28 protein-coding genes are annotated in these 24,907 nt (G+C 57.9%); 10 read left to right on the forward strand and 18 right to left on the reverse strand.

The window, feature by feature from the left end; translation table 11 throughout:
* Window positions 1–5: 5 nt before the first annotated feature.
* Window positions 6–1,502, forward strand: coding sequence for a phosphomannomutase/phosphoglucomutase (locus tag ACT2B1_RS14260; protein WP_171239626.1), 1,497 nt, complete (start codon window positions 6–8; stop codon window positions 1,500–1,502).
* 40 nt (window positions 1,503–1,542) lie between these two features.
* Here the strand turns inward: ACT2B1_RS14260 and ACT2B1_RS14265 are convergent, their stop codons facing one another.
* Window positions 1,543–3,498 (reverse strand): AsmA family protein, encoded by a 1,956-nt coding sequence (locus tag ACT2B1_RS14265; protein WP_481667989.1) that lies wholly within the window; start codon window positions 3,496–3,498, stop codon window positions 1,543–1,545.
* Window positions 3,499–3,594: 96 nt separating this feature from the next.
* Here ACT2B1_RS14265 and rimO point away from each other — a divergent pair, with 96 nt between their 5' ends.
* Window positions 3,595–4,983 carry a 30S ribosomal protein S12 methylthiotransferase RimO gene (gene rimO / locus ACT2B1_RS14270; RefSeq protein WP_481667990.1) on the forward strand — a complete coding sequence of 463 codons (1,389 nt, stop codon included), beginning with the start codon at window positions 3,595–3,597 and terminating at the stop codon, window positions 4,981–4,983.
* A gap of 104 nt (window positions 4,984–5,087) precedes the next feature.
* Complete coding sequence (locus tag ACT2B1_RS14275; protein WP_171120335.1) at window positions 5,088–5,504, forward strand: hypothetical protein; 417 nt, start codon at window positions 5,088–5,090, stop codon at window positions 5,502–5,504.
* Between the two features lie 19 nt (window positions 5,505–5,523).
* Here ACT2B1_RS14275 and ACT2B1_RS14280 read toward each other — a convergent pair whose 3' ends face one another.
* Together ACT2B1_RS14280 and ACT2B1_RS14285 are read right to left on the reverse strand one after the other, a co-directional pair.
* Window positions 5,524–5,880: a diacylglycerol kinase gene (locus tag ACT2B1_RS14280; RefSeq protein ID WP_171120333.1), complete on the reverse strand. Its 357-nt coding sequence runs from the start codon at window positions 5,878–5,880 to the stop codon at window positions 5,524–5,526.
* 127 nt (window positions 5,881–6,007) lie between these two features.
* A complete protein-coding gene (locus ACT2B1_RS14285; RefSeq protein ID WP_171120330.1) occupies window positions 6,008–6,196 on the reverse strand; it encodes a hypothetical protein in 189 nt (62 codons plus the stop codon).
* A gap of 215 nt (window positions 6,197–6,411) precedes the next feature.
* On the opposite strand from ACT2B1_RS14285, the gene ACT2B1_RS14290 reads away from it, so the two are divergent.
* Window positions 6,412–6,654 (forward strand): CDGSH iron-sulfur domain-containing protein, encoded by a 243-nt coding sequence (locus ACT2B1_RS14290; protein ID WP_481667991.1) that lies wholly within the window; start codon window positions 6,412–6,414, stop codon window positions 6,652–6,654.
* Here ACT2B1_RS14290 and ACT2B1_RS14295 read toward each other — a convergent pair whose 3' ends face one another.
* The 5 genes from ACT2B1_RS14295 to ACT2B1_RS14315 all read right to left on the reverse strand — a co-directional run bounded on the left by ACT2B1_RS14295 (window position 6,655) and on the right by ACT2B1_RS14315 (window position 8,588).
* Complete coding sequence (locus ACT2B1_RS14295; RefSeq protein WP_171120325.1) at window positions 6,655–6,912, reverse strand: DUF6455 family protein; 258 nt, start codon at window positions 6,910–6,912, stop codon at window positions 6,655–6,657. It lies immediately after the preceding gene.
* Between the two features lie 2 nt (window positions 6,913–6,914).
* On the reverse strand, window positions 6,915–7,184 hold the full coding sequence (locus ACT2B1_RS14300) for a DUF6455 family protein (RefSeq protein ID WP_371808217.1): 270 nt from the start codon (window positions 7,182–7,184) through the stop codon (window positions 6,915–6,917).
* Window positions 7,184–7,447: a DUF6455 family protein gene (locus tag ACT2B1_RS14305; protein ID WP_171239621.1), complete on the reverse strand. Its 264-nt coding sequence runs from the start codon at window positions 7,445–7,447 to the stop codon at window positions 7,184–7,186. The genes ACT2B1_RS14300 and ACT2B1_RS14305 overlap by 1 nt, the downstream gene beginning before the upstream one ends.
* A gap of 68 nt (window positions 7,448–7,515) precedes the next feature.
* On the reverse strand, window positions 7,516–7,884 hold the full coding sequence (locus ACT2B1_RS14310) for a YigZ family protein (protein WP_171120320.1): 369 nt from the start codon (window positions 7,882–7,884) through the stop codon (window positions 7,516–7,518).
* Window positions 7,881–8,588, reverse strand: a complete 708-nt coding sequence (locus ACT2B1_RS14315; protein WP_171120319.1) for a M48 family metallopeptidase — start codon at window positions 8,586–8,588, stop codon at window positions 7,881–7,883. The genes ACT2B1_RS14310 and ACT2B1_RS14315 overlap by 4 nt, the downstream gene beginning before the upstream one ends.
* 122 nt (window positions 8,589–8,710) lie before the next feature.
* On the opposite strand from ACT2B1_RS14315, the gene ACT2B1_RS14320 reads away from it, so the two are divergent.
* A complete protein-coding gene (locus ACT2B1_RS14320; protein WP_171121670.1) occupies window positions 8,711–8,959 on the forward strand; it encodes a hypothetical protein in 249 nt (82 codons plus the stop codon).
* Here ACT2B1_RS14320 and ACT2B1_RS14325 read toward each other — a convergent pair.
* The gene (locus tag ACT2B1_RS14325; RefSeq protein ID WP_481667992.1) at window positions 8,947–9,222 is read right to left on the reverse strand and encodes a DUF167 domain-containing protein; all 276 of its coding nucleotides are present in this window, start codon (window positions 9,220–9,222) and stop codon (window positions 8,947–8,949) included. The two genes, ACT2B1_RS14320 and ACT2B1_RS14325, sit on opposite strands and share 13 nt — an antisense overlap.
* A 136-nt stretch (window positions 9,223–9,358) precedes the next feature.
* On the opposite strand from ACT2B1_RS14325, the gene ACT2B1_RS14330 reads away from it, so the two are divergent.
* Together ACT2B1_RS14330 and ACT2B1_RS14335 are read left to right on the forward strand one after the other, a co-directional pair.
* Window positions 9,359–9,937 (forward strand): nitroreductase family protein, encoded by a 579-nt coding sequence (locus ACT2B1_RS14330; RefSeq protein WP_171120315.1) that lies wholly within the window; start codon window positions 9,359–9,361, stop codon window positions 9,935–9,937.
* Window positions 9,922–10,623: an EI24 domain-containing protein gene (locus ACT2B1_RS14335; RefSeq protein ID WP_254449162.1), complete on the forward strand. Its 702-nt coding sequence runs from the start codon at window positions 9,922–9,924 to the stop codon at window positions 10,621–10,623. Before ACT2B1_RS14330 ends, ACT2B1_RS14335 begins: the two co-directional genes overlap by 16 nt.
* 3 nt (window positions 10,624–10,626) lie before the next feature.
* On the opposite strand, the gene ACT2B1_RS14340 is transcribed toward ACT2B1_RS14335, so the two are convergent.
* Both ACT2B1_RS14340 and mce read right to left on the reverse strand, forming a co-directional pair.
* Window positions 10,627–10,902, reverse strand: a complete 276-nt coding sequence (locus tag ACT2B1_RS14340; RefSeq protein WP_171120311.1) for a DUF1467 family protein — start codon at window positions 10,900–10,902, stop codon at window positions 10,627–10,629.
* A gap of 16 nt (window positions 10,903–10,918) precedes the next feature.
* Entirely contained in the window at window positions 10,919–11,323 is a 405-nt protein-coding gene (gene mce, locus ACT2B1_RS14345) for a methylmalonyl-CoA epimerase (RefSeq protein WP_171122272.1), read from the reverse strand.
* Window positions 11,324–11,458: 135 nt separating this feature from the next.
* On the opposite strand from mce, the gene ACT2B1_RS14350 reads away from it, so the two are divergent.
* Complete coding sequence (locus ACT2B1_RS14350; RefSeq protein ID WP_481667993.1) at window positions 11,459–12,175, forward strand: response regulator; 717 nt, start codon at window positions 11,459–11,461, stop codon at window positions 12,173–12,175.
* Window positions 12,176–12,310, forward strand: coding sequence for a hypothetical protein (locus ACT2B1_RS14355; RefSeq protein ID WP_256368353.1), 135 nt, complete (start codon window positions 12,176–12,178; stop codon window positions 12,308–12,310). It begins immediately after the preceding gene.
* A 60-nt stretch (window positions 12,311–12,370) separates the two neighbouring features.
* On the opposite strand, the gene aspS is transcribed toward ACT2B1_RS14355, so the two are convergent.
* The 4 genes from aspS to ACT2B1_RS14375 all read right to left on the reverse strand — a co-directional run bounded on the left by aspS (window position 12,371) and on the right by ACT2B1_RS14375 (window position 16,623).
* Window positions 12,371–14,146 (reverse strand): aspartate--tRNA ligase, encoded by a 1,776-nt coding sequence (aspS, locus tag ACT2B1_RS14360; RefSeq protein WP_171120305.1) that lies wholly within the window; start codon window positions 14,144–14,146, stop codon window positions 12,371–12,373.
* A gap of 79 nt (window positions 14,147–14,225) precedes the next feature.
* Window positions 14,226–14,897, reverse strand: a complete 672-nt coding sequence (locus ACT2B1_RS14365; RefSeq protein ID WP_481667994.1) for a CPBP family intramembrane glutamic endopeptidase — start codon at window positions 14,895–14,897, stop codon at window positions 14,226–14,228.
* A gap of 2 nt (window positions 14,898–14,899) precedes the next feature.
* On the reverse strand, window positions 14,900–15,541 hold the full coding sequence (locus tag ACT2B1_RS14370; protein ID WP_171120288.1) for an aminotransferase class IV family protein: 642 nt from the start codon (window positions 15,539–15,541) through the stop codon (window positions 14,900–14,902).
* Window positions 15,496–16,623: an aminodeoxychorismate synthase component I gene (locus ACT2B1_RS14375; RefSeq protein ID WP_171239617.1), complete on the reverse strand. Its 1,128-nt coding sequence runs from the start codon at window positions 16,621–16,623 to the stop codon at window positions 15,496–15,498. The genes ACT2B1_RS14370 and ACT2B1_RS14375 overlap by 46 nt, the downstream gene beginning before the upstream one ends.
* A 177-nt stretch (window positions 16,624–16,800) precedes the next feature.
* Between ACT2B1_RS14375 and carB the strand changes: the two genes are divergently transcribed.
* Window positions 16,801–20,145, forward strand: coding sequence for a carbamoyl-phosphate synthase large subunit (gene carB / locus ACT2B1_RS14380; RefSeq protein ID WP_481667995.1), 3,345 nt, complete (start codon window positions 16,801–16,803; stop codon window positions 20,143–20,145).
* Between the two features lie 60 nt (window positions 20,146–20,205).
* On the opposite strand, the gene ACT2B1_RS14385 is transcribed toward carB, so the two are convergent.
* From ACT2B1_RS14385 to ACT2B1_RS14395, 3 genes are read right to left on the reverse strand one after another with little or no spacing between them, the layout of a single operon-like run.
* A complete protein-coding gene (locus ACT2B1_RS14385) occupies window positions 20,206–23,256 on the reverse strand; it encodes an efflux RND transporter permease subunit (protein WP_481667996.1) in 3,051 nt (1,016 codons plus the stop codon).
* Window positions 23,257–23,266: 10 nt separating this feature from the next.
* Entirely contained in the window at window positions 23,267–24,304 is a 1,038-nt protein-coding gene (locus ACT2B1_RS14390; RefSeq protein ID WP_171239614.1) for an efflux RND transporter periplasmic adaptor subunit, read from the reverse strand.
* Window positions 24,301–24,768, reverse strand: coding sequence for a MarR family winged helix-turn-helix transcriptional regulator (locus ACT2B1_RS14395; protein ID WP_171122254.1), 468 nt, complete (start codon window positions 24,766–24,768; stop codon window positions 24,301–24,303). The genes ACT2B1_RS14390 and ACT2B1_RS14395 overlap by 4 nt, the downstream gene beginning before the upstream one ends.
* Window positions 24,769–24,907: the final 139 nt, after the last annotated feature.

Genomic DNA, 24,907 nt, shown 5'->3' on the forward strand with positions numbered 1-24,907 from the left:
ATAGAATGAACAAACCCATCCCCGAGGTGACCCCAAACACCTGGAGCTTTCTGCGCGACGCGATGATCAAACCCACCGGGTTTCGCGAATATGACGCCCGTTGGAAATATCCCGAAGAGATCAACCTGCCCGGCATGACCGCGCTGGGTCTGGGTCTGGGCACCCAAATGCGCAAACGCGGGATCGAACCTGTGATCGCGGTGGGCAACGACTATCGTGATTATTCGCTGGCCATCAAAAACGCGTTGATTCTGGGCCTGATGCAGGCGGGGATTCAGGTCAAGGATATCGGCCCTGCACTTAGCCCGATGGCTTATTTCGCACAGTTCCATCTGGACGTACCTGCGGTCGCGATGGTCACTGCCAGCCACAACCCGAACGGCTGGACTGGAGTGAAGATGGGCTTTGACCGTCCCCTGACCCACGGCCCGGACGAGATGTCAGAACTGCGCGATATCGTCCTGAACGGCGACGGTGTGGCGCATGAAGGTGGCTCGTATGAATTCGTTGATGGTGTGAAAGAAGCGTATATCGACGATCTGGTCGGTGATTTCAAAATGTCACGCCCGCTGAAAGTGGTCTGTGCGACCGGGAACGGCACCGCCTCGGCCTTTGCGCCCGAGATATTTGAGCGGATGGGCGTCGAAGTGGTCCCCAGCCACAATCGTCTGGATTACACCTTCCCCAACTATAACCCCAACCCCGAAGCCATGGAGATGTTGCATGACATGGCCGATACCGTGAAATCCAGCGGCGCGGATATGGCTCTGGGGTTTGACGGTGATGGCGACCGGTGTGGCGTTGTCGATGATGAGGGTGAAGAGATCTTCGCCGATAAGGTCGGTGTCATCATGGCGCGCGATCTGGCGAAGCTTTACCCCAACTCAACTTTTGTGGCCGATGTGAAGTCGACCGGCCTATTCGCCAGCGATCCAGAGTTGCAGGCCCTTGGGGTTAAGGCAGATTACTGGAAAACCGGCCACAGCCACATGAAGCGCCGGGTCAAGGAAATCAACGCGTTGGCCGGGTTCGAGAAGTCGGGTCATTACTTCTTGGCCGAGCCCATCGGGCGCGGATATGACTGCGGAATGCGCGTGGCGGTCGAGATTTGCAAGCTGATGGACCGCAACCCAAATCAAAGCATGTCGGATCTGCGAAAGGCCCTGCCGAAGACCTGGTCAACGCCGACCATGTCCCCCTATGCGGCGGATACCGAGAAATATGACATTCTCAAGCGGTTGGTCGAAAAGCTGGTCGCCAAGTCCGAAGCGGGCGAGACGTTTGCTGGCCGCGCAATCAAAGAAGTCGTGACCGTCAACGGTGCGCGGGTCATTCTGGACAATGGCAGTTGGGGTCTGGTGCGCGCATCGTCAAACACACCTAATCTGGTTGTCGTTTGCGAAAGCAGCGAAAGCGAAGACGAAATGCGCGCAATCTTCGCTGATATTGACGCCGTTATTCGCACCGAACCCGGCGTTGGCGACTACGATCAAACTATCTGATTTTATCGTAGGGCTGGGGCGTAGATAACGCCCCAGCCCATCAATCTGCACCCAGCAGTTTCAAAAGCCCTTTCTTGGCTTCCTCTTCCAGCTTCTTCTTTACCGCCTTTTCAAGGCTTTCGCTGTCCGTGACGGCGGTACCCAATTCATCCTCGACCTTATCAAGGACTTGCTGTTTGGCGTCGCCTTCCGATTCCTTGATCTTTCCCTCTGCAGCGGCCTCGATCACTTTGCTCAGGTCCGGTTGAATCGATGGGTTGCTCCACGGTCCCACGATTCTGACTGGTACCGACAACCCTTGCCCCGAGTTGGCCCTCAAGGCAGTCGGCGTGAAAAGATAGTCGATATTGCGGGCGCCTATACCAACCGTGCCCTTGCCGTCTGCCCTGAAGTTGTCCAGCGACATCAGCAGGTCCTCATTCCTGAGAACCCCTTGATCAATGGTGAAGCTGGCCGTCAGACTGTTGAACACCGTCGCACCGCCACTGCCGTCTCCGCGCCCCATTATCCGATCCAGATCAATGCCCGAGATTACGCCCCTGCCGACATCAAGCCGACCCTTGCCACTGAGGGAGCGCATGATCTGATCTTCGGTCTGACCCACCCCCAGACACTCGAACGATCCAGAGCCGGTACCAGATAGTCGTGTGACATCCGCCAAAGTGGACAAAGCGGATTGGAGGTCGATGCCCTCAGCCTGAAGATTACCGCCAACCGACAAACCGTTTCTGTTATTTGCCACGACCTGACCGGTCAGTTTTCCGGAAAACAGCGTGACGGGATTCATTTGAAGCACCGCTCTTGAACGATCGAGGTTCAGCGTCAGGTCACTTGGCCCCAGAGTTAGCTCAGGCACAGCGATCGAATTGGCCGTCAGCCGGATTTTTCCATTGGCCAAAGCAAGGGCAGAGGCGTCAATTGGTGTGGTCGACCACCCTTCTGCGGCCGTAACCGCCGCCGATCCGCCGCCGTCACCTCCTTCGCCTGAAGGCGCGTTAAAACGTGAAAGATCAAGATCCCCGCCGTTCAGCCGTGCCGTAATCTGCGGAGGGTCCGAGATCACGATATCCGCTTCTCCGGTCAGCCGGTTGTCGTCCAGTTGCGCCACCATTTCTCGCAGCGAGATACGTCCCTCGCTGGTATAGGTCATATGGCCCGCGACTTCGGCTTTCCGCCCCAGACCAAGCGGTACGCCAACGCCAGCCTGCCCAAAAGCGGCCAGCATCCTTTCGGTGTCTTGCGCTTTGACATGCAGCTTGCCGTCCATCTCTCCGGCAAGGTTCACCAGGCCATCGAAATCCACTTCTCCGCCCGGTGCGCGCAAGAGCAGTTCCAGCGGCGCCGCGACGCCTGTGGCGTAGGCAGGCAAGTCCGGAATTTTCAGTTCAACCTCGACCTTGCCGCCGGGGACAACCATCTTGGCCTCGACAAATAGCGGGGCAGTCACGTCAGGCCAGTTCGCGGAAAGATCCACATTGGCAAAGTCGAACTTCACCGCGTTGTTTTTTACATAAACAAGACGTGCGTTGGTCAGTTCCAGAAAGTCCAGTGTTACCGTACCCGTCGTACTTTGAGATGGGGCACTGACAGCGTTGCCAGAGGATACAGGTGCGGCCCGGTCAAATTGCCAGTTGCCGCGCCCTTCGGACAGTTCAAGCCGCAGCGTCGGGTTTTCCGCGATGATCCGACGTATCCTCAGATCCCCCGAGATCAACGCCGCAGCATCCACGCCAACCGCCATGCTGTCGGCGCTCAGCATGGGCTCTGGTCCGGCCCAAGACGCGTTACTGAATGTCACGGGGCCAGTTTCCATGCCCAAGACCGGCCAGAACGACAGGTTTACATCGCCGGACAGTTTCAAATTCCGCCCCGTCTGGCCGCGCACCTGCTCGGTCAGGATGGCCGCAAGCTTGTCACCGGGCATCATCAACAATGCTCCGATCACCAGCCCGATAACGACCACAAGAAGGAAGACGATGCGCAACAGCCACTTCATTTTTCTGCTCTCCGCTTATCTGGCATGCGTTGAAAATATCATTCAAAGCCCAGCGGCCATTTGCAAGGGGAAGCGTTCCCCACTATATGGCGCGCCATGACAACGAACCCGCCGAACCTCCGCCCCGACCTGGCGCCTGCCGCCCGGATCACCGATACGCCCCGTTCAAACCAGCCAACAATCGGCATGGTCTCTTTGGGCTGCCCCAAGGCCTTGGTGGATAGTGAACGCATCTTGACCCGCTTGCGGGCCGAGGGGTACGGGATTTCGCCCGATTATTCAGGGGCGGATGCCGTGATCGTGAACACCTGCGGGTTTCTGGACAGTGCCAAGGCGGAATCGTTGGACGCCATCGGTGAAGCGCTGGTTGAGAATGGCAAGGTCATCGTCACGGGATGCCTGGGGGCCGAGCCGGATTACATCCGTAAACATCACCCCCGCATCATGGCCGTCACTGGCCCGCATCAATATGAACAGGTGCTGGATGCCGTGCATCAGGCGGTGCCGCCCGACCCCGACCCGTTCGTTGATCTGCTGCCTGCGGCAAGCGTGCAACTGACCCCGCGCCATTACAGCTATTTGAAAATCTCGGAAGGCTGTAACCACAAGTGCAAGTTCTGCATCATCCCAGATATGCGCGGCAAGCTGGCCAGCCGCCCGGCTCATGCTGTCCTGCGCGAGGCGGAAAAGCTGGTCGACAACGGCGTGCGAGAGCTGTTGGTGATCTCGCAGGACACCTCGGCCTATGGGCTGGATCGCAAATATGACGTGAACCCGTGGAAAGACCGCGAGGTACGCAGCCACATCACCGATCTGGCACGTGAGTTGGGGCAGTTCGATGCGTGGGTGCGCTTGCACTACGTCTATCCCTACCCGCATGTGCGCGAGTTGATTCCGCTGATGGCTGATGCGGGCTGCAGCGTGCTACCTTATTTGGACATTCCGTTCCAACACGCCCACCCCGACGTTCTGAAACGCATGGCACGCCCGGCAGCAGCCGCCAAGACGCTAGACGAGATCGCCGCATGGCGCGCCACCTGCCCCGATATCACCCTGCGCTCGACCTTTATCGTCGGTTATCCAGGCGAAACCGAGGTCGAGTTCCAAACCCTTCTGGATTGGATGGACGAGGCACAGTTGGATCGCGTTGGCTGCTTTCAATACGAAAACGTTGATGGCGCACGGTCGAACGATTTGCCGGATCACGTTCCAGCCGACGTCAAACAGGACCGCTGGGAACGCTTCATGGAAAAGGCGCAGGCGATATCCGAGGCAAAGCTGGCCGCCAAAGTGGGTCAGACACTCGACGTGATCGTGGACGAGGTGGATGACGAGGCTGCCACCTGCCGTACAAAAGCCGATGCACCGGAAATCGACGGCAACCTATTCATCGACGAGGTCTTCGAAAGCCTGAAACCCGGCGATATCGTTTCCGTCGAAGTGGACGAGGCTGGCGAATACGACCTATGGGGCAAGCTGGTCTGATCTGCTCACCCCAAGTCGTTGGTGCGTGAAACAAGTTTATTGGCGTTTTGCGCGCATATGGTGGATCATGACAGGGCAACCTGCTTTGTCGCCAGGAGGGTCCCTTGTCCAGTTTTAACGGCTTTGCCCCGAAGGTGTTCGCGCTTACCTTCATCGCCCAGCTTTGCGCCATGCCCGTTGTCGCAGATAGCAAAGGAACAGGCGGATTCATTTTCATCGGGTCCGACTCGGTCAGTCTGCACCTTCGCAGTAAGCATCAGGTCCATAGGCACTATGCCGCCCCGAAGGTGTATCAACGCAAGAACAAGCCTTCGGTGCATGGTCACAAATCCAGTGCGACAGGGATTGAATACACGGGAAAACCCAAGGCGCATTACCACAAAGGCCATCGCTACAAAGCCAAGTCAAAACGGTATTACCACAAACCAGCAAAGCGGTATCACTACTCGGTCCACAGCCCCTTCAACCGTTTGTCTTCACCCTATTACATTCCGCAAAACTATGGCATTCGGCGTCGGTAACCGTGGCCGAAATCTGACTTCAGAACAGGCTGACAAGCCCGATAATCCACGCCACGCCTGCGGCAAGAGCCGTCAGCGCAACAGCGGCACTTGCCGCGTCTTTCGCCTGTCCCGCCAATACATTGTGATCCGTTGAAGTATGGTCCACTGCGCGTTCAACCGCCGTATTGAACAGCTCTGCCACCATCACCAAGACGCCCAACACAATAATAAGCGCACGCAGACCGTCGGACAGGGGCAAGAAAAGGGCCAGCACAATAGAAACGAGGTTGGACCATGCCCAAGCGCGAAACGAATACTCTTCCTTCCACGTCGCGGCCAAACCCTGCCAGCTCCAACGCGTGCGGTCTTTCAGACGAACAAAGAAATTTTTCATGGGCCCTCTGCTTTCAGACAGAGCCGACAGAAACCTGATGGAAGGCGACTAGGCAAGAAAAAACCGCCCGGAAAGGCGGTTGAACGTCGGGTGCAGGTGGCCCGAACATGGGCCACCTGCAAAATTCTTATTGTGCGACAGGGTTACAAACGGTCTGTCCGGCTTCGGTTGTTGCCAGTTCAGTACCTGCCGGGCAGCTCGGCGTGCCGAACTTGTCATACTCAGGTGTGATGTAGACTGGTGTAGGCTCTTCTTGCTGCGAGCATGCAGCCAGAATCAGGGCAATTGCGCTAACGGCAGCGAATTTAATTTTCATGTCCGTCGTTCCTCTATCAATTTTCTAGTATTGCCCTGAAATTCGGGGCCGTCCTAAAACTACGCCCTTCAAGGGTTTTTTGCAACAAAATCAATCACGAAAATGTGAAAGCGGCAAAACCATGCTGTCTGGTCGGCATAGATGGTCACCCCTACAGTTTTGCCAAAAGCGCCCTACAGTTGGGAAACGCCTTTCGCAAACCACGGAGTAGCCATATGTCAGAAGCGCCAATTTTCGCACAAAAAGCCCCATATCCTGTCGAGGTAACCGAGGGTAAAACCTATTTCTGGTGTGCGTGCGGCCAATCCAAGCGGCAGCCGTTTTGCGATGGCTCACACAAGGATACAGGCATCGAGCCAGTGAAATTCAACGCGGACGCAAGCAAGAAAGTGTTTTTCTGCGGCTGCAAACACAGCGCAAATCCGCCGCTGTGCGACGGTTCACATTCCAAGCTCTGACTACTTTTTCAGGGAGTTGAGGATATCAGCGTTGGCGCAGAACTTCGGCGCCGACTTTGCTGTGGTCTGACGTTCTGCCAGCCACGCCATGCACCGCTCAGTGCACTGAGATGCGCGGCAGCGGGTGACCATTTCGGCGTACAAAGTGGGGGAGATCTGTTTGTCTGCGATCGCCTCGGTCAGTGAGACGTCAAGACTTCTGGCAACGGACCGGGTCAGCCAGAAGTGCTTTTCAATGTCGCCCAGAACATCCTGCATCGTCAGCTACCCTTCGACTGCTGCGCCTTTAGTACCTCAAATCGCTTGTGATTGGGACATGTATTGGGGGGCTGTACTACACCGTCAGTTTTATCCAGCCAATCGGGACACTTGGCGGCCCACGTGCACCCCTGACAAGAGCGCACCATCTTGGCCCAGTCCCGCTGGGACAGCCGCCCCTGCCGGTGTGCGGCAACGACATCCGTACCGGTTGCCTGTCCCATGCGCAGAACAAGACGCAGATGAGTCATAATGTGACCCAACCGTTGCATCACTTGTTCGCTTCTGGGATCAACTTGGCGAATAAGTCAGAGTTCCGACAATATTCTGGCGTCTTTTCCAGCCCCTCGGACCGCTGCATCAGGCTTTCGCAATGATCCGGGTTTGGGCACCCACTGCATCGAAGAACAGATTCCGAAATCTGGTCGATCGAGATTTCGCCGCCAAGCGCGGCTGCTTCCAGGTCAACACCGATTTTCGTCGCCATGTTGTCCACCAGACCGGCGTGCCGCCTAAGCGTTTCTCGGCTGCGCATTCGACATCCTTTCCCTGACGCGTTTAGGTCAGGATAGCCGATGCCGAACCGCAGACCTTTGACTCAGGTCAAGAGGGCGACGCGATATGATCGAGATAGGCGCGCGTGGCGTCCTGCACGCGACGAAAGCGGTCTCCGCCCAGTTTCTTGCCGCCATACCAGCGCGTGACGATGATCACATGACCTTCCAGTTCGGCACGCTCCATCATCCGCAGAATCACCATACCCGCACCACTTTCGCCATCGTCGGCCTTTAGTGCGCCGGTGGGCAGAACTGCGGCCCAAGTGTTGTGGGTGGCCTTGGCATAGCTCTTGTCAGATTTCAGCTCTTGCAGGACGGCGTCCACATCATCGCGCGTAGCCACAGGCGCGCCGGACACAGCGTATTTCGATCCGCGATCCGTCAGGATCACGCCCATGCATTCAATTGCGGTCATTGCGAAAGCCCAAGCTGTCTTGCGGTTTCCACAACGATCTGAACACGTTGCTCGTTGGGTGGATGTGTTCCCAGAAAACTGTCATCCGGGTCAGGCAAGCGGTCAAAATACTTGGCACCGATCAAAGGGTTGTACCCGGCCTTATACGTTATGACCGTGCCCAATTGATCTGCTTCCAGCTCGAAATCCTTGATGTAAACCTGTGCACCGACCTGAGCTCCCAATTTCTGAGCCTTTTCAACTCCGGCCCCGTCTGCCCCACCTAATCTAGCCAGTTCGCCAAAAATCTCGGCACTTTCCCGGGCGTTTACGGTTTGGCGCGGAATATGTCTTAGGATGTGATGCGCGGCCTCATGCCCCATGACAAAAGCCAATTCATCAGCGTTTTGCGCAGATTCGATCATGGAACGGGTAAAGATGATGACCGGTTGATTGTCTTCGTCCAGCGTCTGAAAAGCATTGGCCGGGGCCCGCGGGTTCAGATCAACCACAATCGTGAAATCGCAATTGGAGACATTCCCACGCCTGAGGCATTCTGATCTGGCCTGTTGCCCAATCTGTCGGCTGATCTCCTGAAAGGTCGCAGCCTCAACCTGAAAATCGTCCCTGTCCTGTTGCCACTCTTCCGCTGGCTGAACACGCAAAGTGTCGGCAACGCAGGCCGTCAGCATCAGGGGAAGCAACAGTAAAGTCAGACGGCGCATGGATCATCCTTTGAAACGGTCATGCCGTTTTTCGGACCATAGCGCGGGACGTTAGGGACCGCCACAGCCTGAATGCGATTGAACGGGTTGCAATGCGGTTCGCCGCCCTTCACTGTTGGATCATGTTTTCGATTGAGCATGAATTCGACTCGACGGTGATCACTCTGGTGGACGAAGGCGCAAAGCCTCTGCAAGAGGATGTGGTCATCAATAATTTCGCTGAATGCGTGACGCTAGAGCAATTGGACCCGCGCACGGACAAGGTACAGAAGATTACTTTGTCCCCAGAACAGGTCCGGGATCTGGCGGCGGCGTTGGACTTACCCGAAGGGGTCTATCAAATCCACGAAACGCCAGGTCAGGGTTCGTAGACAAATACCTTGTCCCGCGCCGCATGTCCGCGCGCCAGCAAAAATTGGGACGGCGCAACCCCCAACGCAGACGCATGAATGCGGCTCACCGCCTGATTTGCTTTGCCATTCTCAGGAAAAGCTGTGACGTGAATGCGGATGGGCCCATTTTCAAACGTCATTCGGTCCGACGTGGATTTGGGGATGACTTTAGCCTCAAACCTAGCACCCGGCTTGGCCAGTCGGGTTAAGTCCGGCAAGTCGCGCGGTTTTGGTCTAGCCATTCCATCCTCCAATTCGCGAACATTCTTGCACGGCCGGCAATTGAATGAAATTGATCTGGGAAACCAAGCCGGTTCCACTTGAAACCCGCCAGGTGTTCGACCAGATAGACACTGCCCATGTAAAGGAAGTTAACATATGTCCTTGAAAAATCCGGCCGCCTTGGAGTTTCTACAATCGCGCCGGTCCCGGCCTGCCAAAACTCTGATCGCCCCTGCCCCGACCCGTGAACAATTGCAGCCGCTTTTGACCGCCGCCGCGCGCTGCCCGGATCACGGCAAGCTGGAGCCATGGCGATTCATCGTGATCGAGAAGGGAGCAATGCCGCGATTGTCCAAGCTGACGCACGACCGGGGCGTGGCCTTGGGCAAGTCACCCGAGGACATCATTAAGGCGCGCAGCCAGTTCGAATTGGGCCATCTGGCGGTTGCCGTGATCGAGGTACAGAAGCCTTCAGAAAAAATTCCGGCGATTGAACAAACCTATTCGGCGGGTGCCGTGTGTCTGGGGCTTTTGAACGCCGCACTTGCGTCGGGCTGGGGGGCAAACTGGCTGTCGGGCTGGCAAACTCATGATCCGGATTTTTGCCGCGCCGCATTTGGGCTTGCAGATAATGAGCGCGTGGCGGGCCTGGTCCATATCGCAACCGAAGGTGTTGCCCCGCCTGAACGCCCCCGCCCTGATATTGAGGCGCTGACAGAATGGGTTTCAGAATGATGATCCTGAACTCTTTTTTTGCGGCATTGGGTCAGATCGGAGACCCCAAGTTTCGCTCGGTCCTGTTTCGCGGTGTTGGTCTGACGATCGTCCTGTTGATTGCGGCCTGCGCGGCGGCGATCTGGCTGATCAACTGGTTGGCCCGTGGTGAGATTTCGTTGCCATGGATCGGGGCCGTCCCGTGGTTAAACGACGTGCTAAACTATTCGGGTATTTTTGTGGTTCTGGTTCTTCCGGTTTTCCTGATGATGCCGGTCGCCTCGGCCATTATCTCAATGTTTCTGGAAGAGGTCGCGCAGGCGGTCGAAGATAAACACTATCCGGCCCTGCCCTCTGTTCCCGGCATTCCGTTCAGCGAAGGGCTGCGCGATGCGATCAGCTTTATGGGCGTGCTGATTGTTGCCAACCTTCTGGCGCTGGTCCTTTACGCCATCTTCACGCCGTTGGCCCCGTTTATCTTTTGGGCCATGAACGGGTTCTTGTTGGGGCGTGAATACTTCACTCTGGCCGCCATGCGCCGGATTGGGCGCGACGGCGCGCGCAAATTGCGCGCAAAACACTCGGCTACGATTTGGATGGCGGGGACGCTGATGGCGATCCCCTTGTCAGTACCGCTGGTGAACCTGGTGATCCCGATTATCGGAGCCGCCACATTCACCCATATCTATCACAAGCTGTCTACCTGAGGATCAGTTGCGCGGCTCCAACTGGTTCAACCAATCAAAGTCGCGCACCGAGATTACGCCTGAGATGATGATCCCCGCGATGATCGCCCAGAGCACCACCGAGACACCGGTGGTGATCCACAGCTTTTTCTTCATGTGATGCACTTCTGGGGCACCCGCGTGTGTGCCCGGAACGATCTCACCGAGATCGCCCTGCGTCTTGATGCGGACCGGCAGCACGACCAACAGCGTCATGAACCAGATAACGGCGAACAGAACCAGTGCAGCAGTGATCGTCATGACAGCCTCGCTTGGGTTAGACCTGTTCTAGTTCGACCAGACAGCCGTTAAAGTCCTTGGGGTGCAGAAACAGCACCGGCTTGCCATGCGCACCAATCTTGGGCTCACCCGAGCCCAGTACCCGCGCGCCGGTTTCCTTCAGGTGGTCGCGCGCGGCGATGATATCTTCGACCTCATAGCAGACATGGTGGATGCCGCCTGCGGGGTTCTTTTCCAGAAACCCATTGATCGGGCTGTCTTCGCCCAATGGGTAAAGAAGTTCGATCTTGGTGTTTGGCAGCTCGATGAACACGACCGTTACACCGTGATCGGGTTCGTCCTGCGGTGCGCCAACTTTGGCCCCCAGTGCGGCGCGATACTGTTCGGACGCGGCCTCAAGGTCCGGTACGGCAATGGCAACGTGGTTCAGGCGACCAATCATGGAACTCTCCTATGTTCTGCGTTGCAGCGGTTTATGAGGGCAGTTCGGCCAAAGAACAAGTGCGCCAAATTGCCGTTAACGTGGTGTTAGCCAGAAGTTCCTAGCGTGAGGCATCTGCTGATTAGGAGTTCTGCCATGGACGATTCGAGCCACCTTGCCTCTCCCGCGCAGCCGACCGCCACGCGGCCTCTGCTGGGTCAAACAATCCTGGTTGTCGAGGACAGCCGTTACGCCTGCGACGCTATCCGGCTGATGTGCCTGCATTCCGGCGCGCGTATTCGTCGGGCGGATTGTCTGAAGTCGGCCAGACGGCACCTGCAAATCTACCGGCCGTCCGTCATCCTTGTGGACATGGGGCTACCCGACGGGTCCGGGGCCGAATTGATTGCCGAACTGGTAGAAGCGACCCCGCGCATCGGTGCCATTCTGGGAATGTCGGGGGATGATCGCACCCAAAGCACAGCATTGGAAGCGGGCGCTGACGGCTTTTTGGCAAAGCCGCTAAATTCGCTAGCTTATTTCCAAACCTCGATTTTGGAACGCTTACCGCGAGACCGCCGCCCAAACAGCCTCCACGCCGTTCGGGATGAGGTGATCATCCCGGACCCGATGGCCTATCAGGATGACATGGCCCATATCGCCGATGTCCTTGCTGGCCCGAACGATCACCGCACGCTGGATTATGCGGCCCAGTTCCTGCGCGGTGTCGCTCAGGACGCGGATGACGCGGTGCTTGCCGACGCAGCCCGGAAACTTGCCACATCCCGGGCCGAAGGAACCCCAGTCACCGCGTTGGCTGCGCAGGTGGCCGGGATCGTACAGTCCCGGCTTGAACAGCGTGAGGCGATCTGAATGGCCGTTGCCTATTTCGTGACAGCCACCGTCTTGTGTCTTTGGATGTACCTGCAAACACGCGCAGCAGCACGAAAGATAAGGCTGGCACGGGACCAGTTGACCGACCCGGTCAAGAGGACCGGGCGGCTGTAGCAACAGTTCTATGGTAAGTTCGGACGTCAACCCGCCACACGGTCGGCGACGGGCTGCTTCTTACTCCTGAGGGATGATCCGCAGACCCAGTTCCATCAACTGATCCGACGTAGGGTCAGAGGGCGCGTCCATCATCAGGTCTTCGGCGCGCTGGTTCATCGGGAACATCATAACCTCGCGGATGTTGGCCTCATCTGCCAGCAGCATCACGATCCGGTCGATGCCCGCAGCACAACCACCGTGCGGCGGCGCGCCATAGTGGAACGCATTGAACAGCGCACCAAAGCGGGATTTCACTTCATCCGCGCCATAGCCAGCCAGTTCAAAGGCTTTCAGCATGATCTCGGGCTTGTGATTCCGGATCGCGCCCGAGACCAGCTCGTACCCGTTACAGGCCAGATCGTATTGATACCCGCGCACGTCCAGAGGGTTGCCGTTCAGCGCTTCCATCCCGCCCTGCGGCATCGAGAACGGGTTGTGTTCAAAGTCTATCACGCCGGTTTCTTCGTCCTGCTCATAGATCGGGAAATCGACGATCCAGGCAAAGGCAAAGCGGTCCTTTTCGGTGAGGCCAAGTTCGTCGCCAATCACATCACGGGCCTTGCCTGCAACCTTTTCAAAGGCTTTCGGCTTGCCGCCGAGGAAGAATGCTGCATCGCCGACGCCCAGACCCAGTTGCTGACGGATCGCTTCGGTGCGTTCGGGGCCGATGTTCTTGGCCAGAGGGCCAGCGGCCTCCATCCCTTCGCCCTGATCGCGCCAGAAGATGTAACCCATCCCCGGCAAGCCCTCTTTCTGGGCAAAGGCGTTCATACGGTCACAGAACTTGCGGCTACCGCCAGTCGGCGCTGGGATGGCGCGAATTTCGGTGCCCTCCTGCTCCAACAGCTTTGCGAAAATCGCAAAGCCAGACCCGCGGAAGTGGTCGGAGACCACTTGCATTTTAATCGGGTTCCGCAGGTCGGGCTTATCGCTGCCATACCACAGCGCCGCGTCCTTGTAGGAGATCTGCGCCCACTCCTGATCGACCTTGCGGCCACCGCCGAATTCCTCGAACACGCCTGTCAGCACGGGCTGGATTGTATCGAACACGTCCTGCTGCTCGACAAACGACATCTCAAGGTCAAGCTGGTAGAAATCGGTGGGCGACCGGTCGGCGCGCGGGTCTTCATCGCGGAAACAGGGCGCGATCTGGAAATATTTGTCGAAGCCCGACACCATGATCAGCTGTTTGAATTGCTGCGGTGCCTGCGGCAGCGCATAGAACTTGCCCGGATGCAGGCGCGAGGGTACCAAAAAGTCACGCGCGCCTTCGGGCGACGAGGCGGTGATGATCGGCGTCTGATATTCACGGAAACCCTGATCCCACATGCGGCGGCGCATCGAGGCCACAACGTCCGAGCGCAGGGTCATGTTCTGCTGCATCGCCTCGCGGCGCAGGTCCAGATAGCGATAGCGCAGGCGGGTTTCCTCGGGGTATTCCTGATCGCCGAACACCATCAGCGGCAGTTCGTCGGCAGCACCCAGCACTTCCAACTCGCGCACGTAAACCTCGATCTCACCCGTGGGCAGTTTCGGGTTCACCAGATCGGCGTCGCGCGCTTTGACGGTGCCGTCGATGCGGATACACCATTCCGAGCGGACCTTTTCCAACTCGGCAAAAGCAGCGCTGTCACCATCGCATAGAACCTGCGTTACGCCGAAATGGTCGCGCAGGTCGATAAACAGCACGCCGCCATGATCTCGGACACGATGCACCCAACCGGATAGGCGGACAGTTTCACCGACATTGGCGGCGGTCAGAGCGGCGCAGGTGTGGCTGCGATAGGCGTGCATGGATCATATCCCTTCGGGCGCAGAATTCGTCGCGCCGATACACCCTGTCAGGCTTGGAAAGTCAAGGCAGGTCAGCCCGTCAAAACGGCCTTTGCACGTTGCCCGAGTAGAAATAGATGCCCAGACCCGCCGCAAAGATGATGTTCCCCGCAATCGCGTGCAACAGCACCGCGTAGAAAAACGAGCCGCGCTTGCGATAGGCCCATGTGAACAGCAGCCCGCCGCCAAAGGTCATGATGGCAACGATCCAGCTCCAATACATAAGGTGAGCCAGTGAAAACAGGGACGCATTCAGCAGGTAAAAGGCACGGCCATCCGGCAGGATCGCGTGGTAACGGGGGCAAAACAGAACGCGAAACAGCAATTCCTGTGGCAATGCCGAGACCACTGGATAGAAGGTCCAGATGACGATCAGAAACTCGGGCCGGTTGCGTAGCAGAAAGAATGCGGCGTCGGGCCTTGTGGCCATTACAAGGGCGGTGCAAAACAGCGTCATCGCGACGGCAAAAACTGCCACTTCGCCCCAGGACCAGTTGCGCCAGTTATACCGCAGCTCAGCCCAGGCGAAGCCCGGCGTGAAATGCAGCAATACGATGCCTAGCCCCGTAAAGCCAAACAGGGACGGGAACATCCAGTTGGGCGGGAAAAACACCGCGATCAACACCGGTACAGCAATGAAGAATAGCCCAAATTCCAATCGCAACCGCATGTGCGGTGCCGCGCTGTTGGCCCAATCAATTTGTTTGCTCACGGTTATGCCAACTCCGCCCGGATCAGACCACGCAACGAATTGCCCATATAGAACTTTGTTGCGCTTTTCAGTTCGGTCAAGGTCAGGGTGGCTTCGGTAACCTGTTTATTACCCAGCAATTCTTCGCGCAGGATGCCCGGCAGCACGCCACTGGACAGTGCGGGCGTCAGGCGACGGCCGTCGGGCATATCGACAAACAGGTTGGTGATGGTGCCTTCACACAGCTCGTCACGTTCGTTCAGGAAGAGCAGTTCATCGACCCCGATGGGCAAGGCCGCGCGGGCGGCGTCGTAAACCACGCGCTGTGTGGTTTTGTGCTGCAACCAGATATCGGACGCGCACAAACGAGGCTCGGCAACAGCTACCTCCCAAACAGGTGGATTGTCGGCCAGTGCACCGGTGGTCACCTCCAACTGCCCGTCTGCGGCCAGAGTTAACCGGCAGCGCAGCGGTGACTCGCCAACGACCTTATCAAGCATTTCAACTGCATACACACCGTCGAATGGAATACCAAAAGCGGCGGCCGATCGCGCCATACGGGCCAAATGGCGATCCCGTCGCACAAACCCTTGTCCCGGCCGGAAGGCCAGCGTTTCGATTAAACGGAAGTCAGGGTCATCTGGCGGGCGAAGCGGGCTTTCCATAGCGCCTCCTCATATTCTGACGGAGCGGTGCTGTCCCAAACGACGCCTCCCCCTACGTTTAAGGTCGCTTTGCCACCCTCAACCATCAACGTGCGGATTGCCACGTTGAATTCCGACCGCCCATCCGGCGCGGCCCAGCCAATCGCGCCGCAATAGATGTCGCGCGGCCAAGGCTCGAGGTCAGACAGAATCTCCATCGCGCGGATTTTGGGCGCGCCGGTGATCGAGCCGCAGGGGAACAGGGCCATCAAAATATCCGACAACTCGGCCCCGAGATGCAGTTGCGCCTGCACGAGTGAGATCATCTGATGCACGGTCGCGTAAGTCTCGACCTTGAACAATTCGGGCACCTTGACCGAGCCGGGCATCGCCACGCGGCTGATATCGTTGCGCAGCAAGTCGACGATCATCAGGTTTTCGGCACGGTTCTTGTCGTCACGCGACAGAAAATCACGGCGTCGGGCGTCTTCTGCCAAATCCTCGCTGCGCGGCTGGGTGCCTTTCATCGGCCGGGTCTCGATCATCCGATCGGCATCCGTGCGAAAGAACAACTCGGGTGAGCGGCTAAGCAAGTCGGGCAAGCCGTCCTGCTGCACAAGCGCGCCATGGCCCACAGACTGCCCCTCGGTAAGCGCAGCATATACGTCGGCGCTGTCGCCCTCGACCGTCAAATCAATCGGAAAGGTCAGGTTTGCCTGATAGATATCGCCTGCACCGATAGCATCGTGCACCTGTTGGAACGCGCGCGTGTATCGTGCCTCGTCCCAGCGTGGTTCAAACCCTGTCATTCCGCCCCGATTGGCGGGCAGATCGGTAGAGCGCGGTGTGTCATACACCCCGAAACACAGCAGCGGCAAACGTCGACCTTGGGGCATCCGGTCCGCAAGGCGCGGCTCTAGCGCATAGCCCAGTTCGTAACTGGCATAGCCTGCCAGCCACGCCCCACCCATGCGCGCGCCATCCAGCGCCGCCAAAGCCTGGGGCACCTCGTCCGCAGTATCAGCGCGGATCACGTCTGTTGGCCGGTCGAACGTTGTCCCCTGCCCGGCCGGGCCCTGATCAAAACGAATACGCAAGTGCATCCTCATTTGCCGTGCTGCGCGGTATAGAGAATACGGCGCTAAGGGAAAGAGGGGAAAGCGGCAATTTTGCCCCCGTTTCCGATACCCCTTGAACCTTTTCGCGCGGTCCCTATAACGCAGGACAATTTGGGCGCTCGGGGGGTGCCCTGACTCGCGAACAATCGAAGGAGCATGGCCATGCCCAAAAGAACCGACATCCAGTCGATCATGATCATCGGGGCCGGCCCCATTGTTATTGGTCAGGCCTGCGAATTCGACTATTCCGGTGCGCAAGCGTGTAAAGCGCTGCGGGAAGAAGGGTACCGGGTTATTCTGGTGAACTCAAACCCGGCCACGATCATGACCGATCCCGGGCTAGCGGATGCGACTTACATTGAGCCGATCACCCCCGAAGTTGTCGCCAAGATCATCGAGAAAGAGCGCCCTGACGCGCTGCTGCCTACCATGGGCGGGCAGACTGGGCTGAACACCTCGCTTGCCTTGGAAGAGATGGGCGTGCTGGACAAGTTCGGCGTCGAGATGATCGGCGCCAAGCGCGACGCCATCGAGATGGCCGAAGACCGCGCCCTGTTCCGCGAGGCGATGGACCGGCTGGGCATCGAAAACCCCAAGGCCGAGATTGTCACCGCCCCCAAAGATGCGGATGGCAAGAAAGACCTTGAGGCTGGTGTTGCGCTGGCACTGGAAACGCTGGAAACGGTTGGTCTGCCCGCCATCATTCGACCCGCCTTTACACTGGGCGGCACTGGCGGCGGCGTGGCTTATAACCGCGAGGATTACATTCATATCTGCCGTACAGGCATGGATGCATCTCCCGTGGGTCAGATCCTGATCGACGAAAGCCTGCTGGGTTGGAAAGAATACGAGATGGAGGTGGTGCGCGACACTGCCGACAACGCCATCATCGTGTGTTCCATCGAAAACGTCGACCCAATGGGTGTGCATACGGGTGACTCGATCACCGTGGCCCCGGCGCTGACGCTGACTGACAAAGAATACCAGATCATGCGCAACCACTCGATTGCCGTGCTGCGCGAGATCGGGGTTGAGACCGGCGGATCGAACGTGCAATGGGCGATCAACCCCGTCGATGGCCGCATGGTTGTGATCGAGATGAACCCCCGTGTGTCTCGCTCGTCCGCGCTGGCCTCCAAGGCGACCGGCTTCCCGATTGCCAAGATCGCGGCCAAGCTGGCCGTGGGCTATACTCTGGATGAGTTGGACAACGACATCACCAAGGTCACGCCCGCCTCGTTCGAGCCGACCATTGACTATGTCGTCACCAAGATTCCGAAATTCGCGTTCGAGAAATTTCCCGGCTCGGAACCCTACCTGACCACCGCAATGAAATCGGTGGGTGAGGCGATGTCCATCGGCCGCACGATCCACGAATCGATGCAAAAGGCGCTGGCCTCGATGGAATCGGGCCTGACCGGGTTTGATGAAATTGAAATCCCCGGCCTGAACGTGGGTCTGTGGGACGAAGCGGACGACAAGGCCGCCGTCATCAAGGCTATCAGCCAGCAGACACCCGACCGCCTGCGCACCATCGCGCAGGCGATGCGTCATGGTTTGACCGATGATGAAATCTTCGGTGTCACCAAGTTTGACCCGTGGTTCCTGGCCCGCATCCGCGAGATCATCGACGCCGAGCGTCAGGTCCGCGCGGATGGCCTACCGGTGACCGAAGATGGCATCCGCAAGCTGAAAATGCTGGGCTTCACCGACGCGCGTTTGGGCAACCTGACTGGTCGGAATGAGGATAACGTCCGCCGCGCCCGCCGTAATCTGGGCGTCAACGCTGTGTTCAAACGCATCGACACCTGTGCCGCCGAGTTCGAGGCGCAAACGCCTTATATGTACTCGACCTACGAGGCCCCGATGATGGGCGAGGTCGAATGTGAGGCACGCCCGAGTGACCGAAAAAAGGTTGTCATTCTGGGCGGCGGCCCCAACCGGATCGGTCAGGGGATCGAGTTCGATTATTGCTGCTGCCACGCCTGTTTCGCACTGACCGAACAGGGGTATGAGACCATCATGGTCAACTGCAACCCCGAGACCGTCAGCACCGACTATGACACCTCGGACCGCCTGTATTTCGAGCCGCTGACCTTTGAACACGTCATGGAAATCCTGACGAAAGAGCAGGAAAACGGCACGCTGCACGGCGTCATCGTTCAGTTCGGCGGACAGACCCCGCTGAAACTGGCCAACGCGCTGGAGGCCGAAGGCATTCCGATCCTCGGCACCACGCCGGATGCGATTGACCTCGCTGAAGACCGCGAACGGTTCCAGTCGCTGGTCAACGATCTGGGTCTGAAACAGCCCAAGAACGGCATTGCCTCGACCGACGAACAGGCGTTGGAGATCGCGGACGAAATCGGTTTCCCGCTGGTGATCCGCCCCTCATACGTTCTGGGTGGTCGCGCGATGGAAATCGTGCGCGATATGGAGCAGCTTAAGCGCTATATCAACGAGGCCGTTGTGGTCTCGGGCGACAGCCCCGTTCTGCTGGACAGCTATCTGGCGGGTGCGGTTGAGCTGGACGTCGATGCGCTGTGTGATGGCACCGACGTGCACGTTGCGGGCATCATGCAGCATATCGAGGAAGCGGGCGTGCATTCGGGCGACTCGGCCTGTTCGCTGCCGCCCTACTCGCTGTCCAAGGATATCCTCGACCAGATCAAGGATCAGGCGTTCAAACTGGCCAAGGCGCTGAACGTCGTCGGCCTGATGAACGTGCAGTTCGCGATCAAGGACGGCGAGATCTACCTGATCGAAGTGAACCCTCGCGCCTCGCGCACCGTGCCATTCGTCGCCAAAGCCACCGACAGCGCGATTGCGTCTATCGCCGCGCGCATCATGGCTGGTGAAAAACTGGCAAGCTTCCCGATGCGCCCGGCGTACAAAGAGGGTCAGGACACCAAGATTGCGGACCAGATGACACTGGCCGACCCGGACATGCCGTGGTTCTCGGTGAAAGAGGCAGTGCTGCCCTTCGCCCGCTTCCCCGGCGTCGATACGATCCTTGGCCCCGAAATGCGATCGACTGGTGAGGTTATGGGCTGGGACCGCGACTTCCCGCGCGCCTTCCTCAAGGCGCAGATGGGGGCCGGTATGGTGCTGCCGTCCGAGGGCCGGGCATTTATCTCGATCAAGGATGCCGACAAGACGCCCGCAATGCTTGAGGCAGCGCAGGTACTGACCGAACAGGGCTTCTCGCTGGTCGCAACCCGCGGCACGCAGTCATGGCTGGCAGAACAGGGCGTGGCCTGCGACGTGGTCAATAAGGTCTATGAAGGTCGCCCCGACGTGGCGGACATGCTGAAAGACGGTCAGGTGCAGTTGCTGATGAACACCACCGAAGGCGCGCAGGCGGTCGAAGACAGCAAGTCTATCCGCTCCATCGCGCTCTATGACAAGATCCCCTATTTCACCACAGCGGCCGCCAGCCATGCAGCAGCTTTGGCAATCAAGGCGCAGGCCGAAGGCGATGTCGAGGTCAAATCGCTGCAAGGCTGACCCCGCCACCCCGCACCAGAATAAAGAAAAACCCCCGGTCAGTGACCGGGGGTTTTTCGTTCAAACAACAGGCTGCGGCGCTGATTTCCGCCGGTACTCAGGCAGGAAGAACACCATATAGAACACCGGAGCCGCCACCATGGTCAGGATCGTGGCAAAGGCCAGCCCCCCCATGATCGTCACCGCCATCGACTTGAAGAACGCATCCGTCAACAGCGGCGCCATCCCCAGAATGGTAGTAATCGCCGCCAGCATCACCGGCCGCAGACGCGAGACCGAAGCTTCGATGATCGACTCGCGCAGCCCCTTGCCGGTTTCGCGCACAAGGTCGATTTCCTCGACCAGAACGATCCCGTTCTTGATCAACATACCCGACAGGCTGAGCAGCCCCAGAAGGGCGGTAAAGGTGAAGGGCAGACCGGTTCCCAACAGGCCGATGACAACACCGTTGACCGACATGGGCACAAGCAACCAGATTATGATCGGCTGACGAATGGCGTTGAATATCAGAACCGAGATCAAGATCATGATCAGCAGGCTCAAAGGCAACTGACGGCCAAGGCTTTCATTCGCGTCACCCGCATTCTCAAACTCACCGCCCCATTCCATGCGATATCCTGGCGGAAGGTCCATGGATTCTATGGCGCTTCGCACTTCCGAATGCACTTGTGCCGCCGTCAGGTCAGACGGAATATCCGCCCCTACCGTGATGGTCAGCACCCTGTCGCGTCTATGCACCAGTGTGTTCAGGGCTTTGTATTCAAACCCATCAACCATTTGCTCGATGGGAACGAACTTTTCGGACTGATCCGAGAATACGACCTGATCAACGATTGAATAATCCCCGTCGGCTGGTCGCCGCAGAATAATCGGGATCAGGCGATCGCGTTCGCGCAACATGCCGCCAGATATCCCATCCGTCGAGAATTGCAGCGTGGCGGCAATATCCTCTCGCGTGACCCCTGCTGTCTGCGCCCGTTCGGTTGCATAGATCGGCTGCACCGCCAGTTCTTTCTCGCGCCAGTCGTGGTGCACATTCAGGACGTTGTCCGACGCTTCTCGCATCAGCAAGACGGCCTCATCCGCAAGCTGCCGCAATACGGCCGGATCACTGCCCGAGAAGCGCGCCTGAATGGGATCTCCTCCACCGGGACCGAATACCAGACGCCGGGTCCGGAATTCACCCTCGGGGAACTGGGCCGTTCCGAAGGTTTCGAGTTCCGCCTGCAGCGGCGGAATGTCGTCCAGCGTTTTTGTACGGATGATCAGATGACCGTAGCTGGGATTAGGCTTTTCCGCTGAATAGGTCAGCAGGAATCGGGTCGCGCCCTGCCCGACAAAAGTCGTGACCGAGACCACGTCTTCCCGTTCGGCCAGCCAGTCTTCGAAGACAGCCATGTCCTGCGCAGTGCGCGAGATTGGCGTGCCCTGAGGCAATTTGTAATGAACGAAGAATAGTGGCGTGTTCGAGTCGGGAAAGAACTGCTGTTTGACCAGACCGAAGCCCGCATAACAGGCAACGGTCACCCCGATCAATCCAGCGATCACCAGCCAGCGGAACCGCAGCGCCCAGCGCAGGATAGCGCCGTAGAAACGGAACATGATCCCGCCATAAGCATCCACCGCACCCTCTTTGCCCTGCTTGAAAAAGTAGTGGCCCAGCAGCGGCGTTACGGTCAGCGCCAACACCCAGCTCAGCAGTAGCGAGATGCCGATCACGGCAAACAGCGAGAACAGGAATTCGCCCGTCGCATCAGGGCTGAGACCGATACCGGCAAAGGCCATGATACCAATGATCGTCGCGCCCAACAGCGGGATCAGTGTCTTAGAGGCAGCCTCGTCCGCAGCATCGCGTGAGTTCTTACCCCGCAACATCGCGATCTGCATACCCTCGGCGACCACGATGGCATTGTCCACCAACATCCCCATGGCAATGATCAGTGCGCCAAGCGAAATCCTCTCCATCTCGATCGAAAAAATCGACATGAACAAAAGCGTCCCGACAACCGTCAGCAATAAGGTCGAACCGACGACAATCGCCGCACGCCAACCCATAAACAGTGCCAGCACTGCAACCACGATGGTCACAGAAAGCGCAAGGTTCACGAGAAAGTCGTTCGAGGCTTGTTCAACCACGACATGCTGCTGATAGATCGGCTGGATTTCGACGCCGAAGGGTACCTGAGAATCCAGCTCGGCGAACTTGGCGTCGGCCCGCTTGCCGACCTCGACAATATTCTCCGACGACAGGCCAGCAATGCCCAGCGTAAAGGCCTCGGCTCCGTCAAAGCGGATGATGACATCAGGATCAGTTTGACGTCCACGATATACGTCGGACATGTCGAACAGATTGATCACCTGCCCCTGTGACCCCACCGACAGCCCGGCGATGGCCGAAACGCTGTCAGACCCTTCTGCTGTCAGAATAGTCGTGCGCTCGTCCTCTGACCGCACGGACCCCGATGCGTTGACGGAATCCGCGTTGGCGATTGCTTCGTTGACCGCCTGAATAGGAACATTCTGGTTCACCGTGATCGCCAGATCGGGTTCGACGAAAATAGCCTCTTCCGGCAGCCCCATCACCTCAACATCGGCCACGCCTTCTACTGTTAGCAATTCGCGCCGTAAAAATGTTGAAAGCTCGTGCTTTTCCGCGTCTGAGAATCCATCCGCAGTCACGGCATAGAACAAACCGAACACATCTCCAAAACCGTCGTTGACCAACGGTTGCCCAACACCCGGGGGAAGATGGCGGGCGGCATCGCGCATTTTTGCACGCAGTTTGGTCCAGACCTCGGGCAATTCGGTGCCGTCATAGGTGGATTTGATCTCAACCTCGATCAGCGAAAATCCGGGCTGGTTGATCGAGGTGATAGTGTCGACCTCGCCCATCTGCTGAATGGCGGATTCCAACGGCTCAGATACTTCCAGCGCCACCTGTTCAGCCGTGGCACCGGGATATTGCGTCGAGATGACCGCGTTCTTGATTGTAAATGCAGGATCTTCAAGCCGACCAAGCGACAAGAATCCCCAAATACCGCCAAACAAGGCGATCAAGATGATCAGCCATGTGTAGATCGGGCGGTCGATGGAAGCGCGTGCGATGTTCATCCCTTGCCCCTCAGTTCGCAAATCCGACAAAGCGGCGCACCGCCTGCCCGTCGGTTAGGGCGCCGCCTCCGGCAACCACGATCTCATCGCCATTGTTCAGGCCCGTCAGAACACGAACATCACCTGATTCAGTGGGTTCGATCGTGACCGCAACCCGACGAACAGTGCCTTCATCTGCCCCGGCAGGTGAAAACACCATGATGCCCAGTTCCCCTTCCGCATCAGCGACAATGGCCGTCGACGGGACAATGATGCCAGTGCGCTGATCTTGCACCTGCACGTTTACCGTCACCGAAGAGCCGGGCAGAATCTGCAATCCTTCCGGCGGGGTAAGACCGAACTGGATGCGGAAAGTCTGCCCCACACTTGACGATTCCGCGTCAAACTCGCGAATCTGCAACGGGAAGACCTCGTCACTGACGGGGAACTTGGCGGTGATTTCGATGTCATCCTGCTGCCCAGAGCGCTGGAACAGAATTTCAGGCACATCGACTTCGATCCGTAATTCGGACATGTCGTGAATGCGCACAATCGGAGTGCCCGCCGATACGGTGGTAAAGGACTCGACCGCCCGACTTGATACCAAAGCATCAAACGGCGCGGTCAAAGTGGCCTGTTCCAGATCGTACTGCGCATCGCGTACTGCAATTTCGGCAAGCTGCGCGGCGGTTTCCGCGTCATCCACCGCCACCTGACTAGCTGCTGTCCCCCGCAAGCGCGACAAACGAGCCAAAGTGCGATCTGCCTGATCCTTTTGCAGCACCGCGCGGTCATACCGACGCTGGAACGGTTCCTGATCCAATTGGGCGATCAACCCATCCTTCGGGATAACGAAGCCCTGCGTCACGGGAAGCTCGACGATCTGCCCGGCCACCTGAAACGCCAGATCAACCGTCTGGCGCGCTGCCACCCGCCCGAAAAACTGACGCGAAAACCCCGGGCTTGTTTCCTTTGCAACCATGAGCTTAACCGGCTTTACAGCTTCCTGTGCCGCCAAGGGGGCTGCCAGAACGCTCAGAGCAAGGCTTAGAACAGAGAAAAGCTTCATTTCGTCATTCCCTCGGGTATTCCCGTTTTTAAGATGTTTTCCCGGATTTTCCGGGCCAGCCGCGCAAACTCGGCGGTTTCGGCATCGTTCAATCCAGAGGCCCGGTTAAACAAAGCACCGGCCTCGGCTAAAATTTCCTGGCGCATTTCCAGACCCTTGTCCGACAAAACCAACAGCCACGCGCGGCGATCCTCGGGGTCGCGCTGACGCGTCAGATATCCCGCCGCCTCAAGTGCGTCAGCCGTTGAGGTGATGGTTGAAGGAACCGTCAGCATATCCGCCGCCAAGATGCCCATACGTTTAGGTTGATCCAGCTTGATCAGCATGTGGCATTCCTGCTGGCTTACCTCTACGTCGATGAGATCCAGGCTTTCCTGCAACTTCCAGTAGAGAGCATAGACCCCCATCATTGCCTGCATTTCAGGGCTAAGGCGCTTTACCAGCTCACTGTCGTCTAAGGTCATTGGTCGAATCCATTTCAGATTTCGTCTTCGCCGTATACTTCGAAAAATGAAATATTCAACAAGTGAAGCTGATTAAATCCCCAACTTTGATATTCCCTTAGGTCAATCTACCTTGAACTAACCCCAAGTTGACTGCATT

The sequence above is a fragment of the Ruegeria sp. S263 genome (assembly GCF_056780525.1).

Bases quoted from the DNA above. Each gene is read 5' to 3' on its own strand.
- ACT2B1_RS14260 (WP_171239626.1), top strand. From the start codon at position 6: ATGAACAAACCCATCCCCGAGGTGACCCCAAACACCTGGAGCTTTCTG.
- ACT2B1_RS14265 (WP_481667989.1), bottom strand. From the start codon at position 3,498: ATGAAGTGGCTGTTGCGCATCGTCTTCCTTCTTGTGGTCGTTATCGGG.
- rimO (WP_481667990.1), top strand. From the start codon at position 3,595: ATGACAACGAACCCGCCGAACCTCCGCCCCGACCTGGCGCCTGCCGCC.
- ACT2B1_RS14280 (WP_171120333.1), bottom strand. From the start codon at position 5,880: ATGAAAAATTTCTTTGTTCGTCTGAAAGACCGCACGCGTTGGAGCTGG.
- ACT2B1_RS14285 (WP_171120330.1), bottom strand. From the start codon at position 6,196: ATGAAAATTAAATTCGCTGCCGTTAGCGCAATTGCCCTGATTCTGGCT.
- ACT2B1_RS14290 (WP_481667991.1), top strand. From the start codon at position 6,412: ATGTCAGAAGCGCCAATTTTCGCACAAAAAGCCCCATATCCTGTCGAG.
- ACT2B1_RS14295 (WP_171120325.1), bottom strand. From the start codon at position 6,912: ATGCAGGATGTTCTGGGCGACATTGAAAAGCACTTCTGGCTGACCCGG.
- ACT2B1_RS14300 (WP_371808217.1), bottom strand. From the start codon at position 7,184: ATGCAACGGTTGGGTCACATTATGACTCATCTGCGTCTTGTTCTGCGC.
- ACT2B1_RS14305 (WP_171239621.1), bottom strand. From the start codon at position 7,447: ATGCGCAGCCGAGAAACGCTTAGGCGGCACGCCGGTCTGGTGGACAAC.
- ACT2B1_RS14310 (WP_171120320.1), bottom strand. From the start codon at position 7,884: ATGACCGCAATTGAATGCATGGGCGTGATCCTGACGGATCGCGGATCG.
- ACT2B1_RS14315 (WP_171120319.1), bottom strand. From the start codon at position 8,588: ATGCGCCGTCTGACTTTACTGTTGCTTCCCCTGATGCTGACGGCCTGC.
- ACT2B1_RS14320 (WP_171121670.1), top strand. From the start codon at position 8,711: ATGTTTTCGATTGAGCATGAATTCGACTCGACGGTGATCACTCTGGTG.
- ACT2B1_RS14325 (WP_481667992.1), bottom strand. From the start codon at position 9,222: ATGGCTAGACCAAAACCGCGCGACTTGCCGGACTTAACCCGACTGGCC.
- ACT2B1_RS14330 (WP_171120315.1), top strand. From the start codon at position 9,359: ATGTCCTTGAAAAATCCGGCCGCCTTGGAGTTTCTACAATCGCGCCGG.
- ACT2B1_RS14335 (WP_254449162.1), top strand. From the start codon at position 9,922: ATGGGTTTCAGAATGATGATCCTGAACTCTTTTTTTGCGGCATTGGGT.
- ACT2B1_RS14340 (WP_171120311.1), bottom strand. From the start codon at position 10,902: ATGACGATCACTGCTGCACTGGTTCTGTTCGCCGTTATCTGGTTCATG.
- mce (WP_171122272.1), bottom strand. From the start codon at position 11,323: ATGATTGGTCGCCTGAACCACGTTGCCATTGCCGTACCGGACCTTGAG.
- ACT2B1_RS14350 (WP_481667993.1), top strand. From the start codon at position 11,459: ATGGACGATTCGAGCCACCTTGCCTCTCCCGCGCAGCCGACCGCCACG.
- ACT2B1_RS14355 (WP_256368353.1), top strand. From the start codon at position 12,176: ATGGCCGTTGCCTATTTCGTGACAGCCACCGTCTTGTGTCTTTGGATG.
- aspS (WP_171120305.1), bottom strand. From the start codon at position 14,146: ATGCACGCCTATCGCAGCCACACCTGCGCCGCTCTGACCGCCGCCAAT.
- ACT2B1_RS14370 (WP_171120288.1), bottom strand. From the start codon at position 15,541: ATGGAAAGCCCGCTTCGCCCGCCAGATGACCCTGACTTCCGTTTAATC.
- ACT2B1_RS14375 (WP_171239617.1), bottom strand. From the start codon at position 16,623: ATGCACTTGCGTATTCGTTTTGATCAGGGCCCGGCCGGGCAGGGGACA.
- carB (WP_481667995.1), top strand. From the start codon at position 16,801: ATGCCCAAAAGAACCGACATCCAGTCGATCATGATCATCGGGGCCGGC.
- ACT2B1_RS14385 (WP_481667996.1), bottom strand. From the start codon at position 23,256: ATGAACATCGCACGCGCTTCCATCGACCGCCCGATCTACACATGGCTG.
- ACT2B1_RS14390 (WP_171239614.1), bottom strand. From the start codon at position 24,304: ATGAAGCTTTTCTCTGTTCTAAGCCTTGCTCTGAGCGTTCTGGCAGCC.
- ACT2B1_RS14395 (WP_171122254.1), bottom strand. From the start codon at position 24,768: ATGACCTTAGACGACAGTGAGCTGGTAAAGCGCCTTAGCCCTGAAATG.